The following is a 15,228-nucleotide window of genomic DNA, read 5'->3' on the forward strand; positions in this document are numbered from 1 at the left end:
CGCCGTGGGAGCAGCGCCGGCCTATGTGCGGTGTTGGGGGGGGGGCGCGGCGGACGCGTACTCCCCCGCCCGGGGCGACTTTCGCCAGCACGCCGCAACCCACCCCGCAATAGGGGCAGGTGGTCCTCACCTCGCGCGCTTCGCCCAGTTCCATGCTTCAGGCCGCGCGGCTGGCCAGCGCTTTCAGCGCAATGAACAGGAGCTCGCCCTCGATCCGCACAGGAATGGTGCGCACGGCGCCCTCGTCGGCGCCGAGCGCCTTGCCCGTCTCCAGCGAGATGACCCAATTGTGCAAGGGACAGGTGACGGCGGTGCCGTGGACGATGCCTTGGCTCAGCGGCCCACCTCTGTGCGGGCAATGATCGTCGATGGCATAGACCTGATCGTCCTGCGTGCGGAAGACGGCGATCTTGCCCTCGGGTGTGTCGACGCAGCGCGCGCCACGCCGCGGGATGTCGGAGAGTGAGCCGATCGATATCCAGTCCATTTTGATCACTCCGCCGCCTGCGCAAACCCGACAGAAGCCATTGGCCGGAACTCGTGCTTGTCCTTGCCGGAGACGCGTTCCGACCACGGGTCGACCTGGGCGAATTTCTGGCTGAAGACGAAGCGCTCGTAATAGGCCTTGCGCTTTGCACCGTCGTCCATGATCTGGCGCTTGATCTCGGGGATGCCGATGCGCTTGGCCCATTTGTAGATGCGCTCGAGATAGCGGCCCTGCTCGCGATACATCTGCGTCAGCGCCACGATATGCTCCAGCGCCTCGTCCTCGGTCTTGACCAGGCCAAGCACTTCGGTGCCCTTGATGTCGAGGCCGGCGGCGCCGGCGAAATGGATCTCGTAGCCACTGTCGACACAGATCACGCCGACATCCTTGCAGGTCGCCTCGGCGCAGTTGCGCGGACAGCCCGACACCGCCATTTTGACCTTGGCCGGGGTCCACGAGCCCCACATGAATTTCTCGATGCGAATGCCGAGGCCGGTCGAATCCTGCGTGCCGAAGCGGCACCAGTCGGAGCCGACACAGGTCTTCACCGTGCGCAGGCCCTTGGCGTAAGCATGGCCTGAGACGAAGCCGGCCTGGCCGAGATCGGCCCACACCGCCGGCAGATCCTCCTTGCGGATGCCCAGCATGTCGATGCGCTGGCCGCCGGTGACCTTGACCATCGGTATCTCGAACTTGTCGACGACGTCGGCGATGGCGCGCAGTTCGGCGGCGTTGGTGACGCCGCCCCACATGCGCGGCACCACCGAATAGGTGCCGTCCTTCTGGATGTTGGCGTGGACGCGTTCGTTGATGAAGCGCGACTGATAGTCGTCGGCGTAATCGTTCGGCCAGTCGCAGACGAGGTAGTAGTTGAGCGCCGGCCGACATTTTGCGCAGCCGCAGGAGGTCGTCCATTCCAGCTCCTGCATGACGGCGGGAATGGTCTTCAGGCTCTTGGCGATGATCAGCCGGCGCACCTCGTCATGGCCGAGCGTGGTGCAGCCGCACATCGGTTGCACGGCGGCCGGGTTGTATTTGTCGCCGATGGTCAGCACCATCAGCTTCTCGACCAGCCCGGTGCACGAACCGCAGGAAGCCGATGCCTTGGTGTGGGCGCGCACGTCGTCGAGCGAAGCCAGGCCCTTGGCCGTGATCGCGCCGGTGATCTTTCCCTTGCAAACGCCGTTGCAGCCGCAGATTTCCGCATCATCCGGCAAGGCTGCAACGGCCGCCATAGGGTCCAGCGGGGCACCCCCCTGGTAGGACTGGCCGAAGATGAGCGTGTCGCGCATCTCCGATATGTCGGTCTGCTTCTTCTTGAGATCGTTGAACCAGGCCCCATCCGCCGTCTCGCCATAAAGCACGGTGCCGATGATGCGGTCGTCCTTGAGCACAAGGCGCTTGTAGACGCCGGCGGCGGCATCGCGCAGCACGATCTCCTGGCGGTCCTCGCCTTCGGCGAAGTCGCCAAGCGAGAACAGGTCGATGCCGGTGACCTTGAGCTTGGTCGGCGTGTCCATGTGGACGAAGGCCGCTGCCTCGTTGCCGGCCAACTGGTTCGCGGCAACGCGCGCCATCTCGTAGAGCGGCGCGACCAGCCCGTAGACCTGGCCGTTGACCTCGGCGCATTCGCCGAGCGCGTAGACGTCGGGGTCGTTGCTGCGCATGCCGGCATCGACGACAATACCACGATTGACGGCTATGCCGGCCTCCTTGGCCAGCGCCGCATTCGGCCGGATGCCGACCGCCATCACCACCAGCGTTGCCGGGATGATGGTGCCGTCGGCAAGCTCCACCTGCCCGACCTTGCCGTTGCCGGTGATCGCCTGGGTGTTGGCCTTGGTGATGACCTTGATGCCGCGCTGTTCCACCGCGCGCTGCAGGAGATAGCCGGCGGCTGGATCGAGCTGACGCTCCATCAATGTCGGCATGACATGCAGCACGGTGACGTCCATGCCTTGGGCGTTCAAACCTGCTGCCGCCTCCAGCCCGAGCAGGCCGCCGCCGATGACCACGGCCTTGGCGCGCGACTGGGCGGCAAGCATCATGGCCTGAACATCGTCGAGGTCGCGATAGGTCAGCACGCCCGGCAGATCGTGACCGGGCACCGGAATGATGAAAGGCACTGATCCGGTGGCGATGACGAGCTTGTCGTAAGGCTCGGTGACGCCGTGGTCGGAGGTGACGGTCTTGGCCGCCCGGTCGATGGCGACGATCTTGTGACCCTTGTAGAGGGTGATGTTGTTGGCGATGTACCAGCCGTCGCCGTGGATGATGATTTCCTCATAGGCCTTTTCGCCGGAGAGAACCGGCGACAGCATGATGCGGTCGTAGTTCACCCGCGGCTCGGCGTTGAAGATGGTCACGGTGTAGCGGCCCGGCGCCTGTTCGAGCAGATGCTCCAGCATGCGCCCAGGGGCCATGCCGTTGCCGATGATGACGAGCTTTTCGGTCATGGCGTTACTCCGCGGCTTCGACGAAGCGATGACGTTCATAGAGGAACTTCAGCACCGCTTCGCGGCAGCGCAAAAAGGTGCGGTCGGAAGAGAGTTCGACGCGGCGACGCGGCCGTGCCAGCGGCACCGCAAGCACCTCGCCGATGGTCGCCGCCGGACCGTTGGTCATCATGACGATGCGATCGGACAACAATACCGCCTCGTCGACATCGTGGGTGATCATGATCGTCGTCGAGCCGAGCCTGGAATGGATGTCCATGACCGCGTCCTGAAGATGGGCGCGCGTCAGCGCGTCGAGTGCACCGAACGGCTCGTCGAGCAACAGGATCTTCGGCTCCATGGCAAGCGCCCGGGCAATGCCGACGCGCTGCTTCATGCCGCCCGATATTTCGGCCGGCCGCTTGTCCTTGGCATGGGCCATCTGCACGAGATCAAGATTGCGCATGATCCAGTCATGCCGTTCGGTCCTGCTCTTGGAACGACCAAAGACTTTCGACACCGCCAGGCTGATGTTTTCGTAGACGGTGAGCCATGGCAGCAGGCTGTGGTTCTGGAACACCACGGCGCGCTCGGGTCCGGGGCTGTCGACCTCCTTGTTTTCAAGCAGCACGGCGCCGGCGGAAACCTTGGTCAGCCCGGCGATCAGATTGAGCAAGGTCGACTTGCCACAGCCGGAATGGCCGATGATGGAGACGAATTCGCCCTTGTCGATGGTCAGCCTGATGTCCTTGAGCACCTCGCTGACCTGACCGCCGCGGGCAAAGGATTTGTCGATATGGTCGAGCTTCAGATAGGCCGTCATCGCCCTCTCCTCACTTTGCCGTTGTGCCGCGGGTGACGAAAGCGCCGACCGCAGCGACCAGGCGGTCGAGGCAGAAACCGGTGACGCCGATATAGGCGAGCGCGACGATGATGTCGGGCAGCCGCGACGAGTTCCAGGCGTCCCAGATGAAGAAGCCGATGCCGACGCCGCCGGTCAGCATTTCGGCGGCGACGATGGCGAGCCAGGACAGGCCGATGCCGATTCTGAGGCCGGTGAAGATGTAGGGTGCGGCGGCCGGAACCATGATCTTGACGAAGAATTCGAACTGGTTGAGCCGCAAGATGCGTGAGACGTTGCGGTAGTCTTCCGGAATGTTTCGCACGCCGACGGCGGTGTTGATGATGATCGGCCAGATCGAGGTGATGAAGATAACGAACAGCGCCGACGGGCTGGAATCGCGGAAAGCAGCCAGCGACAGCGGCAACCAGGCCAGCGGCGGCACGGTGCGCAGTATCTGGAACACCGGATCGAGGCCACGCATGGCCCAGATCGACTGGCCGACCAGGGCGCCGAGCGCGACGCCGACGATCGCCGCCAGGCCGAAGCCGATGGCGACGCGCTGCAGAGAGATCAGCACCCGCCACGCAAGGCCGATATCCTGCGGGCCGTTGTTGAAGAACGGATGCGCGATCAGGTCATAGGCCTCGTTCCACACCTGGCTGGGCGGCGGCAGGCTGGCGGTCGGCGACGAGCAGGCGATCTGCCACACGACCAGCATGAAGGCGATAACGATGACCGGCGGCACCAGGGCGGTGGCCAGCCTGCCGGCGATCGCGATCGGGTCGAAGCGGCGCCGCGCTTTGGCGGTGAAAGCGATGACCGCGGCAGGCTTCGCGGGGAACGCCTTCACCGTGGTTTCCTCAATGGCTTGGATGGACATGTCTGAGTATAACTCCGGGGTCGATGCGGGCGACAAGCGGCGAAGCGCCGTTGCGCTGGGGGCGACAAACGGCGCAACGCGCCGTTTGCGCCGGTCAAGCCGATGCCTTGATCTTCAGGCTGTCGAGATAGGCCGACGGGTTGGCCGGGTCGAAAATCTTGCCGTCGAAGAATGTCTCGACGCCACGCGACGACGAGGCCGGAATATCGGCTGCGGCAACGCCGAGATCCTTCGCCGCCTCGCGCCAGATATCCTCGCGATTGACCTGATCGACCAGCGTCTTGATGTCGGTGGTCGGCGCGAATTTTCCCCAACGGATGTTTTCGGCGAGGAACCAGCTGTCGTGGCTCTTGTAGGGATAGGAGACGCCACCCTTCCAGAATTTCATGTAGAGGTCAGTGCCGGTGGCCACGCGGCCATTGCCGTAGTTGATGTCGCCCTTGAGGCGGCCGATAATGTCGGCGACAGGCACGTTCATCCATTGCCGCTTGCCGATGATGGCGGCCATCTCGTCCTTGTTCTCCGTGGCCTCACACCATTGCTGGGCCTCCATGACGGCCATCACGATCGCCTTGGTGGCGTTCGGGTATTTGTCGATGAATTCGGCGCGGAGGCCGAGCGCCTTTTCGGGATGACCCTTCCACAGTTCGCCGGTGGTGGCGGCGGTGAAACCAACGCCCTGGTGGACGAGCTGTTCGTTCCACGGTTCGCCAACGCAGAACACGTCCATGTTGCCGACTTTCATGTTGGCGACCATCTGCGGCGGCGGCACGACAATGGTCGAGACGTCCTTGTCGGGATCGATGCCGCCGGCGGCAAGCCAGTAACGGAGCCACAAATCATGGGTCCCGCCCGGGAACGTCATGGCGGCCTTGATTTCCTTGCCGGCCGCCTTCTTGGCGGCGAAGGCGTCCTTCAGCTTGGAGGCGTCGAGCCCGACACCGGTGCCGGCGTATTCCTGCGCAACCGAAATGCCCTGGCAGTCGTAGTTGAGCCGCGCCACGATAGCCATCGGCATCGGCTGGTTGTTCTGCGTCACCTTGCCGGTGTGCATGAGATAGGGCAGCGGCGTCAGGATGTGAGCGCCGTCGATGCCGTTGGCTTCGCCGCCGAGCATCAGATTGTCGCGCGTCGCGCCCCAGGAGGCCTGCTTGATCACCTCGACGTCGGGCATGCCGAACTTGGCGAACAGCCCCTTCTCCTTGGCGATCATCAGCGGCGCCGCGTCGGTCAGCGCGATGAAGCCGAGCTTGGCGCCGGTGACCTCCGGAGCGGTCGTGGCGGCATAGGCGCCCGAGGGGAAGAGCTTGCGGGCCGCCACGAACAGGCCGGCCGTCATGGCGCTGCTGACAAGAAAATCGCGGCGCGTCACATCCTTGAGCGATGTTCCCGTCCCGATCCATTTTCCTATTTTTTCTTTCATCGTGATCTCCGGTTGAACGCTTCGTCGAGTGGCCCAAAACAAAAAAGCCGCCGTCCAGGCCTCGCGCGTCCGTACATCCGGGATCGCGTCGTTGACCTGAGCGGCAGCTTTGCCTGTGGCGCCCGCCATTGGACGCCTGTTCCGTGACCCGCGAAGGGTCTGGCTAATTCAAAGCAGGAACCGTGCCAGTTCTGAGTGAAACGAAAAACCTAAATGAAATCAACATTACGCGCCAGACGCCGGCACGTGAGGCGACATCGCAAGCAGGTCAAAGATTGTTCATTACAGCAATCGCACGCACATTTTTTGTGCAATGCACAAGAATGGCGCGAGAATGATCAGGCTTCCGCGCGAGCGACTTTCTGGCGCGCTATATAGCCGTCGATCTCGTCGGGGTCGAAGGTCTGACCGTCGAAGAAGCCGTCCGGCCCAAGCACCAAGCCTGCCCCGGTCGCACCGACAGCCGTGGCGACCTTAAGCGCGCCCTCGACCTTCGCATTGGCGCCGGGAAGTGCAACGCCAAGCGGCTTTAGCGCCGAGCGGTAGAGGTCGGGACGGTAGCAGTCACGGGCGATAGCAAGGTTTTCCGGCGTGTGCTCGACATGCCCCCAGCGCACCATCTGCGTATAGAACCACAGCGCATGGCTCTTCCACGGAAAGTTCGCCGCCTTGTCGAAGGGCAGGAAGAAGTCGTCGACATCCAGTTCGGCGCCGCCGCCCAGTTCAAGATGGCCGGTCAGGATCGGCATCTGGACAGCTGGTGGCAGGCCGAGGAAGCCAGCTTGAGCCATCACACCAGCCAGTTCGGCGTGGTTGCCCCGATCCTGGCACCAGCGCGCCGAATGATGCAGCGCGCGCAGCAATGCTGCCAGCGCGACCGGGTTCTCCTGCGACCAGGCCTTGCGCACGCCGATCACCTTCTCCGGACTGTTGCGCCACAGCAGCGCCTTGACGGTGACGATATGGCCGGTGCCGGCAGCGACCGAGGCGCTGTTCCAGGGCTCGCCGACGCAGTAGCCGTCGATCCGCCCAGCGGCCAGCGCATCGGCCATGAAGGGCGGCGGCACGATGACGATCTCGATCTCGCGCTCCGGATCGATGCCGCATCCGGCAAGCCAGTAGCGCAGTTCGTAATTATGCCCCGAATGCGGGTGCACCACGGCAAAGCGCAGCGGATCGCCGCCAGCCCCGGCGCGCTCGCGAATGAAGGCACGAAGGGCTGCGCCCGCGCGCGCGGGCTCGAGATCGGGTATGGCGCCGTGTGCCGCCATGCCTTCCCAGACGGCGTTGGAGATGGTGACGCAATTGCCGCCAAGCCCGAGCGAAAACGGCACGATGGTCTCGGAAGCAAGCGGCGTCAGCCCGAGATTGCAGGCGAGCGGCATCGGCCCCAGCATGTGCGCCAGGTGGAAATGGCCGATGGCGATGCGGTCGCGGATGTTGGCCCAGGAGGTCTCGCGGTGCAGTGTGAGATCGATGCCCTCGCGCGCGGCAAATCCAAGCTCACCCGCCGCAACCAGCACGGCACTGTCGAAGAGCGGCATGAAGCCGGCGGTGATCTGGTGCTCGGCGCTCATGCTCATTCGTCCTCCGACGGCCCGAGCAGCCCGGCGGCAGTCACCAGGCTCTGGGCAATGTCGCCGATCTTGCGGTTCTGGTTCATCGCCGTCTTGCGCAGCAGCGTGTAGGCGGCCTCTTCGGTCAGGCCGCGCGACTTCATCAGGATGCCCTTGGCACGGTCGATCACCTTGCGGCTCTCAAGCTCCCCTCGAACCTCTTCCAGCTCGCGCGCCATGCGCGAGAAAGCGTTGAAGCGGCTGACCGCCATGTCCAGGATCGGCTTGACGCGCTCTTGCCTGAGGCCGTCGACGACATAGGCCGAAACGCCGGCATCGACCGCCGCTTCGATCGATGCCTGGTCCGATCGGTCGACGAACATGGCGATCGGCCGCTTCACCGCACGCGACAGCTGGAACATGTTTTCCAGCATGTCGCGGTTCGGGTTTTCCAGGTCGATGACGATGACGTCCGGCTCGATCTCGGCGATGCGCCGCGCAATGCCGGTCACGTCGTGGATGACGGTGACCCGCTCGTGGCCGGCCTCGCGCAAACCTGCCTCGATGATCGCGGCGCGGATACGGTTTTCGTCGATGACCAGGACGGCGAGTGAGCTGCGGACCATGCGTGCATTGTGGGCAAGGTCGCAAAATTGTGCAATGCGGCATGGTCACAGGCTCCCGCCGCGGAGCAACCGACGACCGACAACGACCCGGTCTAGGTGGTCGGGACAAGGAATGCAGCGCAACGCTGGCACTGGTGATGACAGCCTTGCCGGTCGCCTGGTGCCCTACCCAACGGTCTAGGTGCGATGAGACTTGCACCGCAACATCGGCTTGTTAAAGGTGGGGGCAACGACGGACATAGCTGTCCTTGCTCGCCGATCTGACCGGAAGGTTACCGCACGATGCTGCTCATGAAACGACGATTGGGGGCCAGGGAGCCGGCGCGCCCAGCACGGCGTCCCGGGAACCTGACGGCGATGTTGGTCCTGATAGCCGGGCCACTCGTCCTTGGCATCGCCCTCCTGTTGGCTGGTCCGGCACAGGCCCAGGCACCGGCCGCCGTCACGCCCGACAAGGTCAAACAGCTGTTCGAGCTTCTCGACGATCCGTCGGTGAAGGCCTGGGTGGCCGAGCAACGAAATCAGGGCGCAGGATCGACGGAAGCGCCTGCCGAGACTAGCGCTCCGCCGGCCGACGCCGTGGCCGCACCGGGCCAGATGAATACTATGGCGTCCTCGACGCTCGATCGGATCAAGCATCACATCGAAAAGATCGTGCGAACCTTGCCTTCGCTGCCGGACCAGTTCGCGCGCGTCCGGGCCAATACCATGGACGATATGTCCAGCAAGGGCCCCGTCAGCATATTGGTGCTGATTGCGATCTTTATCGCTGCCGGCCTGGCGCTCACCTGGGCAATATACAAGCTCACCCGTCCATTTCGTCTTTGGATCATCGCGCAACCCAGAGATACGCCCATCGGGCGGGCCAAGAAGATCGGCGGCCGCACGCTTTATTCCAGCATGATGATCGGCTCGTTCGCGCTGGGCAGCGCCGGTGCGTTCATGCTGTTCGACTGGCCAGCGCTCATCCGCGAGATTGTGCTGACATTTCTGATGGCTGCGGTCTTTACGTGGGCTGTGCGCCTATACGTGATGGCCACACTCGTCCCTTCTTTCATGGAGGTCGAGCACGCCATCGAGGTTCGTGCCCTGCCGATCACCAACGGAGCTGCTGACCATTGGGCTTATTGGCTGCCCCGGATCGTCGGCGTTTTCGCCTTCTTCGCCGCCGCGTTTGTCCTCTTGCCGGGTCTCGGCATAGACCAGGACGGAATGATGGTCCTGTCCGTCGGCGCCGATTTCATATTGCTGTTGCTCTTCCTGCTGGCCATTTGGCGTCGGCCAAGAACGCAGCGAGACGGCGCGCGCCACAGCGGTCACACGGCAGTGACATGGTTGTTGACGGCTTATTTCGTCGTTCTGTTCCTCGAACGCATTGCCGGCCTCTACACATTCTTCTGGTTTACCTTCACCGCATTCTTCCTGCCTTTGGCAATTGTGCTGACAGAGCGCGGGGTTAATTTCGTCCTGCGGCCCGGTTCGGAAGATGCGGGCCGGCCGACGATCCCGGCGGTGACGATCGCTGTCATCGATCGCGGTATCCGGATGATTTTCATCCTCGCGGCGGCTTACCTTCTCGCACGCGTACTGGGCCTGGACATGCAATCCATGCGCGGCAGCGATACGACCACCATGCTCATATTGCGCGGCTTGATCAACGTCGTGGTCATTGCCCTTGCTGCCGATTTCGGCTGGTCGATCATCAAAGCCTTGATCGAACGAAAGCTGGGCGTCGCGATACCGCAAGCGGTGATGGGCGAGGAGGACATCCTCACCCTCGATCCGCATCAGGCGCGGCTGCACACGCTGTTGCCGATCATCCAGAACATTCTGCTAGCAGTGATCATCGTGATGGCGGTGCTGATGATGCTCGCTTCGATCGGAATCCAGATCGGCCCGCTGATCGCCGGCGCCGGCGTCGTCGGCGTCGCCGTGGGTTTTGGCGCGCAAACCATCGTCAAGGACGTGATCTCTGGCGTGTTTTATCTGCTCGACGATGCTTTCCGTGTCGGCGAATACATTTCATCGGGCAGCTACAGGGGTACGGTGGAGAGCTTTTCGCTGCGCTCGGTGAAGCTGCGCCACCATCGTGGTCCGCTGTTCACGATACCTTTCGGTGAACTCGGCGCCGTGCAGAACCAGAGCCGTGACTGGGTCACCGACAAATTCAACATCACCGTTGGCTATGACACCGATATCGACTTCGCCCGCAAACTGATCAAGCGAATTGGCCTGGAACTGGCGGATGATCCGGAGTTCAAACACTGGGTGATCGAACCGATCAAGATGCAGGGGGTGCAGGAGTTCGGCGAGTACGGCATCGTCTTGAGGGTCAAGGTCACGACCAGACCTGGAGGCGCCTTCAGCATGAAAGGCAGGTTCTTTTTGCGCCTCCGCCAGGCCTTCAAGGAGCAGGGCATCGAACTCCCATTCCCGACCGTCCACGTCCAGGGGCTGCAAGACCCGCATGGGACAGAGAATGCGCCTTTGGAGATCACACCTGAATTACGAATGGCCGTCGCCCAGTCGCACACCAATCGGCGCAGAAAAAAAGCGAGCACAACGGAGTAGGACGCTGTGATACCGGCCGGTCGCAACACGGCTTTCCGCGCGAGGCGTGGACCCACGACACCACGCTAGTCGGAACTGCCGATAGCGGTGACGCGATCGCCGCCAACCAGCACCAGCGTGGCGTTCCTGAGGCCAGGCTTAACGAAAAGGGCAGATACGTTGGCCTTTCCGCGAGGCTCAAAGCGCAATCCAGGCGGTCTTGAGGTCGATATATTTTTCCAGCGCATGCAGCGACTTGTCGCGACCGAAGCCGGACTGCTTGACGCCGCCAAGCGGCACGGTGATATCGGCTCCGCCATAGGTGTTGACGTGGACGACACCGGCGTTGATGGCGCGCACCATGCGATGGGCCGTGGAAAGATTGGCGGTCCACACCGCCGAGGCAAGTCCGTAGACGGTGGAGTTGGCGAGATGCACCGCCTCCTCCTCGGTCTCGAAACGCATCACGCCGAGCACAGGTCCGAACACCTCCTCGCGCGCCAGCTGCATCTCTTGCGTCACGTTCTCGAAGATCGTCGGCGCCATGTAGCTGCCGCCGGTCTCGGTCAGTATCCGTTTGCCGCCGGCGACGAGACGGGCGCCTTCGGCTTGCGCCATGGCGACGAAGCCGAGATTCTTGTCCAGCTGTTCGGCGCTCGATACCGCACCGACATCGCTGGCGAGATCGAGCGGGTCGCCGACCTTCAGCAGCGTGGTTGCCGAGACAAGTTCGTCCATGAAACGATCATAGACCGACGACTGGACGAGCAGACGCGAGCCGGCAACGCAGACCTGGCCTGAATTGCGAAAGATTCCGTTGGCCGAGACGACCGCCGCCTGCTTCAGGTCCGGAGCGTCGGCAAAGACGATGTTGGGCGACTTGCCGCCAAGCTCGAGGAAGACCCGCTTCAAATTGGAACGGGCGGAGTATTCGAGCAGCCGCCGGCCGACCGGCCCCGATCCGGTAAAGGCGATGGCGTCGACATCCATGTGGAGGCCAAGCGCTTCGCCGGCGACAGCACCATGCCCGGTAACGACGTTGAACACGCCTTCGGGAAGTCCAGCCTCGCTTGCGAGTTCGGCCAGCCGCAGCAAGGTCAGCGAGGCGATCTCCGGCGGCTTGACGACGACGCTGTTGCCGGTGGCCAGTGCGGGCGCAATCTTCCAGGCGCCGATCATCAGCGGGAAGTTCCACGGCACGATGACGCCGACGACACCGAGTGGCTCCCTGTGGATCAGCCCGAGCACATTGTCGGCCGTCGGCGCGATCTCGCCATAGACCTTGTCGATCGCCTCGGCGTAGTAGCGGATGGTGCCGGCCGCCGACAGCGGCTCGGCCTTGTAGGCCATGCCGATCTCGGTGCCGTTGTCGCGCACGCCAAGCACCGCCAGCTCATCGACATGTTTTTCGATCAGTTCGGCAAATTTCGTCAGCACCTTCTTGCGAAAGGCAGGGGCGGCGCGCGACCATGAACCCTTCTCGAATGCTTTTCGCGCCGATCGGACCGCGCGATCGATGTCGGCGGCATTGCCGTCGGCGATGCTGGCAAAAGGGCGGCCGTCGATCGGCGAAATCACCGCCAGCGTCGCGCCGCTCGTCGCTGCGGCCTGTACGCCGTCGATAAACAAGCCCCGCTCGCCGATCTCCGTCTTGCGCAGCGCGTCGATGGCATTCTGGCTGATCATTGGTGGCGGACTCCCAGGGAAACATACAACGTGGTTGGCGCGCGGAATTCCCAGCCGCGAAACACCGGCACCTTGCCCGGCACCAGGCTGAGATCGGGGAAGCGCAGGAGCAGCAGCCTTAATGCAAGGCACATCTGCTCGCGCGCGAAAAACCGGCCCGAACAGAAATGATGACCAAAGCCGAAGGCGGCATGATTGCCTTCCCTGCGGTTGATGTCGAAGCGGTCTGGATCGGCAAAGCGGCTCTCGTCGCGGCTTGCCGAGGAGACAAGTGCAGCGACCGCGGCGCCGGCAGGGATGGTTACGCCGCCAAGCTCGACCGCCCGCGTCGTCTGCCGCGTCTGGGTGCCGATCGGCGCCACCCAGCGCAAGCCTTCATCGACAGCCCTGGGCACAAAGGTCTCGGGATCGGCGAGCACCTGCCGCAATTGTTCGGGATGCGCAAGCAGGCCGGCGAGGATCGAACCGGCACCATGTCCGGGCTCCTGCATGCCGCCAAGCAGAATGACCTTGATGCTTGGCATCAAGAAATCGATCGGCCGCGTCGTGCCTTCCGGCATGCCGTCATGCAGCATATGCGATAGCGCCGAGTCGTCGGGTGCGCGCGCAAATCTATCCAGAGTCGGCCGGATGGCTGCGCCGACCTCGGCGCTGATCGCGTCGGCGATCTCTTGCCGCTTCGGGTCGTTCTCGAAATTGATGGCGCCCTGCGCAAGGCCATAGAACCAGCGGCGCAGCGTCGGCATGTCGATGTCGGCAAGGCCAAGCGAGCGCGCCAGGCTGAGCGTCGACACCGGCTCGAAATAATCCGCCATCAGCTCGGCGGAGCCTTGTTCGGCGATCCGGTCGAGAAAAGGTTCGGCAATCGACCGTACGAGATCGCCGGCATAGGCGGCGACGGTGCGCGGCCGGTATTTCGGATCGACGCCTTGGCGCAGCTGTCTATGCGTTTCGCCGTCGGTGGTCAGGATGGTCGGCTTGCCGAACGAGCGTTCGACCGGAGACGTACCGACGACGGCGGAGAAGATGTCGGGTGACTTTGCGACGGTCTCGACGTCCTTCCAGCGGGTGACGAACCAGAGATTGACCGCCGGCACGAAAGCGACAGGCGCGCTGCGCCGCAGTTTCGCATAGATCGGATACGGATCGGCTTCCAGCGCCTCAACGGTGATGCTCTCGGCAAAGCTCAACGCCGTTACTCCCTTGCGATGGAAAGGGGCGGCGCCGAACGCGCTACCCCCTTGTCCTTTGTCCTAGTCCTTCAGCGGCACGCCGAGATTTTCGAAGGCAACCGGATCCCGGCTCTTCAACGCACCGGCAAGCAGCAGGCCGACCACCGCGGCAATCAGCACCAACCCCGGCAGCAACGCGCCGAGGAAGCCGCTGGCGCCCGACAGGCCACCGAAATTAATGACGATCAGGTAGATGATGACGACGAAAGCGATGAAGGCCAGCCCAGGCAGGATGGTGGTCTTCAGCGCATTCTCCTGCGTCGACGGGTTGGCGCGGAAGTACATCACCACGGCGAGCGAGGCCACCGCCATCATGACGATGACTCCCAGCGTCGCGACATTGGTCAGCCAGGAAAACAGCGCCAGAACCGGATCGAGGCCGAGTATCGCGAACAGTCCGATGACGATCGCTGCCAACACGCTCTGGATGACGGAAGCGACATGCGGGCTCTGGTGCACTGAATGCGTCACGCCGATCGCTTCAGGCAACAGCTTCTCGCGGCCCGAGACGTAGATGTAGCGGGCAACCGCGTTGTGGAACGCCAGCACGCCGGCAAACAGGCTCGACACGAACAGGATGCCCATGGCGTGCGACAGCATGGTTCCGGCGTAGCGGTCGGACAGGCCGAACAGGAAAGTCGTCGGATCCTGAAGCGCCTGCAGTGCCGGCAACAATTTGTCGACGCCGGCGCCGACCGCCATCAGCCAGGCCGTGACCATGTAGAAGACGCCGATCAGCAGCACGGAGAAATAGGTGGCGCGCGGAATGGTCACCTTGGGGTCGCGGGCTTCCTCGGCGTAGATCGTCGTCGCCTCGAAACCGATGAAGGCGGCGAAACAGAACAGGATGGCGATGGCGGGCGAGCCGCTGACGATCTGGCTCCAGCTGAACGGCGCCGCAGAGAGACCACTGTCGCCACCGGTCTTGAGGATGGCGAGGTCTAGCACCAGCACAACGATGTATTCGCACAGCACCAGCACCGTCAGGATCTTGGCCGACAGGTCGACCTGGCGGTAGCCCAACACCGCGACGATGGCAACGGCGATGAAGCTCCACACCCACCAGGGCAGGTCGATGCCCCAGCCGGCGAACAGGCCGGCGGTCGCGGCCCCCAGCAGGCCCATGACCCCGATCTGCATGGCGTTGTAGGACAGGATCGCGATGATTGCGGTTGCGCCGCCGGCAAAACCGCCCAGCCCGCGCGCGGCATAGGCATAGAAGGCGCCGGCATTGCCGACATGGCGCGACATGGCGACGTAGCCGACCGCAAACAGCAGCAGCAACACGGTCACGATAAGATAGGTGCCGGCAAAGCCCGCCCCATTGCCCATAAGCATGCCGAGCGGCGTGCCGCCGGCGACCGCGGTGAGCGGCGCCGCCGCCGAAATCACCATGAAGGTGATAGCGCCGACGCCAAGACTGTTCTTGCGCAGCCTGTTGGCGGGCACCTGTTCCGAAACTGCTGACATTTGTCCCTCCAGTCTTACGAACCCCTGGGTTCGCGGCCG

At 63.5% G+C, this 15,228-nt stretch carries 12 protein-coding genes; 1 reads left to right on the plus strand and 11 read right to left on the minus strand.

Translation table 11 applies throughout. From position 1 onward, the window contains the following. From NKJ77_RS19335 to NKJ77_RS19370, 8 genes are all read right to left on the minus strand, one after another. Window positions 1-154 (minus strand): hypothetical protein (locus tag NKJ77_RS19335; RefSeq protein ID WP_352535635.1); only part of this gene is annotated, 154 nt, incomplete at its 3' end. 3 nt (window positions 155-157) lie between these two features. Further along, the gene (gene nirD, locus NKJ77_RS19340) at window positions 158-487 is read right to left on the minus strand and encodes a nitrite reductase small subunit NirD (RefSeq protein WP_023686954.1); all 330 of its coding nucleotides are present in this window, start codon (window positions 485-487) and stop codon (window positions 158-160) included. A 5-nt stretch (window positions 488-492) separates the two neighbouring features. After that, window positions 493-2,943 carry a nitrite reductase large subunit NirB gene (gene nirB, locus NKJ77_RS19345; protein WP_023708118.1) on the minus strand — a complete coding sequence of 817 codons (2,451 nt, stop codon included), beginning with the start codon at window positions 2,941-2,943 and terminating at the stop codon, window positions 493-495. A 4-nt stretch (window positions 2,944-2,947) separates the two neighbouring features. Further along, complete coding sequence (locus tag NKJ77_RS19350) at window positions 2,948-3,745, minus strand: ABC transporter ATP-binding protein (RefSeq protein WP_023682696.1); 798 nt, start codon at window positions 3,743-3,745, stop codon at window positions 2,948-2,950. A 10-nt stretch (window positions 3,746-3,755) separates the two neighbouring features. Further along, window positions 3,756-4,646, minus strand: coding sequence for a nitrate ABC transporter permease (gene ntrB, locus NKJ77_RS19355; RefSeq protein ID WP_023682697.1), 891 nt, complete (start codon window positions 4,644-4,646; stop codon window positions 3,756-3,758). Between the two features lie 94 nt (window positions 4,647-4,740). After that, entirely contained in the window at window positions 4,741-6,069 is a 1,329-nt protein-coding gene (locus NKJ77_RS19360) for a CmpA/NrtA family ABC transporter substrate-binding protein (protein ID WP_023667844.1), read from the minus strand. 338 nt (window positions 6,070-6,407) lie between these two features. Next, complete coding sequence (locus tag NKJ77_RS19365) at window positions 6,408-7,646, minus strand: CmpA/NrtA family ABC transporter substrate-binding protein (protein WP_352535636.1); 1,239 nt, start codon at window positions 7,644-7,646, stop codon at window positions 6,408-6,410. 2 nt (window positions 7,647-7,648) lie between these two features. Then, the gene (locus NKJ77_RS19370) at window positions 7,649-8,251 is read right to left on the minus strand and encodes an ANTAR domain-containing response regulator (RefSeq protein WP_023667842.1); all 603 of its coding nucleotides are present in this window, start codon (window positions 8,249-8,251) and stop codon (window positions 7,649-7,651) included. Window positions 8,252-8,533: 282 nt separating this feature from the next. Between NKJ77_RS19370 and NKJ77_RS19375 the strand changes: the two genes are divergently transcribed. Beyond that, window positions 8,534-10,822, plus strand: a complete 2,289-nt coding sequence (locus tag NKJ77_RS19375) for a mechanosensitive ion channel family protein (RefSeq protein WP_352535594.1) — start codon at window positions 8,534-8,536, stop codon at window positions 10,820-10,822. A 177-nt stretch (window positions 10,823-10,999) separates the two neighbouring features. Here NKJ77_RS19375 and NKJ77_RS19380 read toward each other — a convergent pair whose 3' ends face one another. The 3 genes from NKJ77_RS19380 to NKJ77_RS19390 all read right to left on the minus strand — a co-directional run bounded on the left by NKJ77_RS19380 (window position 11,000) and on the right by NKJ77_RS19390 (window position 15,189). Next, on the minus strand, window positions 11,000-12,487 hold the full coding sequence (locus tag NKJ77_RS19380; RefSeq protein WP_023699835.1) for an aldehyde dehydrogenase: 1,488 nt from the start codon (window positions 12,485-12,487) through the stop codon (window positions 11,000-11,002). Then, window positions 12,484-13,677, minus strand: a complete 1,194-nt coding sequence (locus NKJ77_RS19385; protein ID WP_023699836.1) for a cytochrome P450 — start codon at window positions 13,675-13,677, stop codon at window positions 12,484-12,486. The genes NKJ77_RS19380 and NKJ77_RS19385 overlap by 4 nt, the downstream gene beginning before the upstream one ends. Window positions 13,678-13,740: 63 nt before the next feature. Beyond that, entirely contained in the window at window positions 13,741-15,189 is a 1,449-nt protein-coding gene (locus NKJ77_RS19390) for an APC family permease (protein WP_023699837.1), read from the minus strand. Window positions 15,190-15,228: the final 39 nt, after the last annotated feature.

The sequence above is a fragment of the Mesorhizobium sp. M0052 genome (genome assembly GCF_040323255.1).
GTDB lineage: Bacteria > Pseudomonadota > Alphaproteobacteria > Rhizobiales > Rhizobiaceae > Mesorhizobium.

What these genes read in the sequence shown, in the direction of transcription:
- nirD (WP_023686954.1), bottom strand. Translation starts at nt 487, where the DNA reads ATGGACTGGATATCGATCGGCTCACTCTCCGACATCCCGCGGCGTGGC.
- nirB (WP_023708118.1), bottom strand. Translation starts at nt 2,943, where the DNA reads ATGACCGAAAAGCTCGTCATCATCGGCAACGGCATGGCCCCTGGGCGC.
- NKJ77_RS19350 (WP_023682696.1), bottom strand. Translation starts at nt 3,745, where the DNA reads ATGACGGCCTATCTGAAGCTCGACCATATCGACAAATCCTTTGCCCGC.
- ntrB (WP_023682697.1), bottom strand. Translation starts at nt 4,646, where the DNA reads ATGTCCATCCAAGCCATTGAGGAAACCACGGTGAAGGCGTTCCCCGCG.
- NKJ77_RS19360 (WP_023667844.1), bottom strand. Translation starts at nt 6,069, where the DNA reads ATGAAAGAAAAAATAGGAAAATGGATCGGGACGGGAACATCGCTCAAG.
- NKJ77_RS19365 (WP_352535636.1), bottom strand. Translation starts at nt 7,646, where the DNA reads ATGAGCGCCGAGCACCAGATCACCGCCGGCTTCATGCCGCTCTTCGAC.
- NKJ77_RS19370 (WP_023667842.1), bottom strand. Translation starts at nt 8,251, where the DNA reads ATGGTCCGCAGCTCACTCGCCGTCCTGGTCATCGACGAAAACCGTATC.
- NKJ77_RS19375 (WP_352535594.1), top strand. Translation starts at nt 8,534, where the DNA reads ATGCTGCTCATGAAACGACGATTGGGGGCCAGGGAGCCGGCGCGCCCA.
- NKJ77_RS19380 (WP_023699835.1), bottom strand. Translation starts at nt 12,487, where the DNA reads ATGATCAGCCAGAATGCCATCGACGCGCTGCGCAAGACGGAGATCGGC.
- NKJ77_RS19390 (WP_023699837.1), bottom strand. Translation starts at nt 15,189, where the DNA reads ATGTCAGCAGTTTCGGAACAGGTGCCCGCCAACAGGCTGCGCAAGAAC.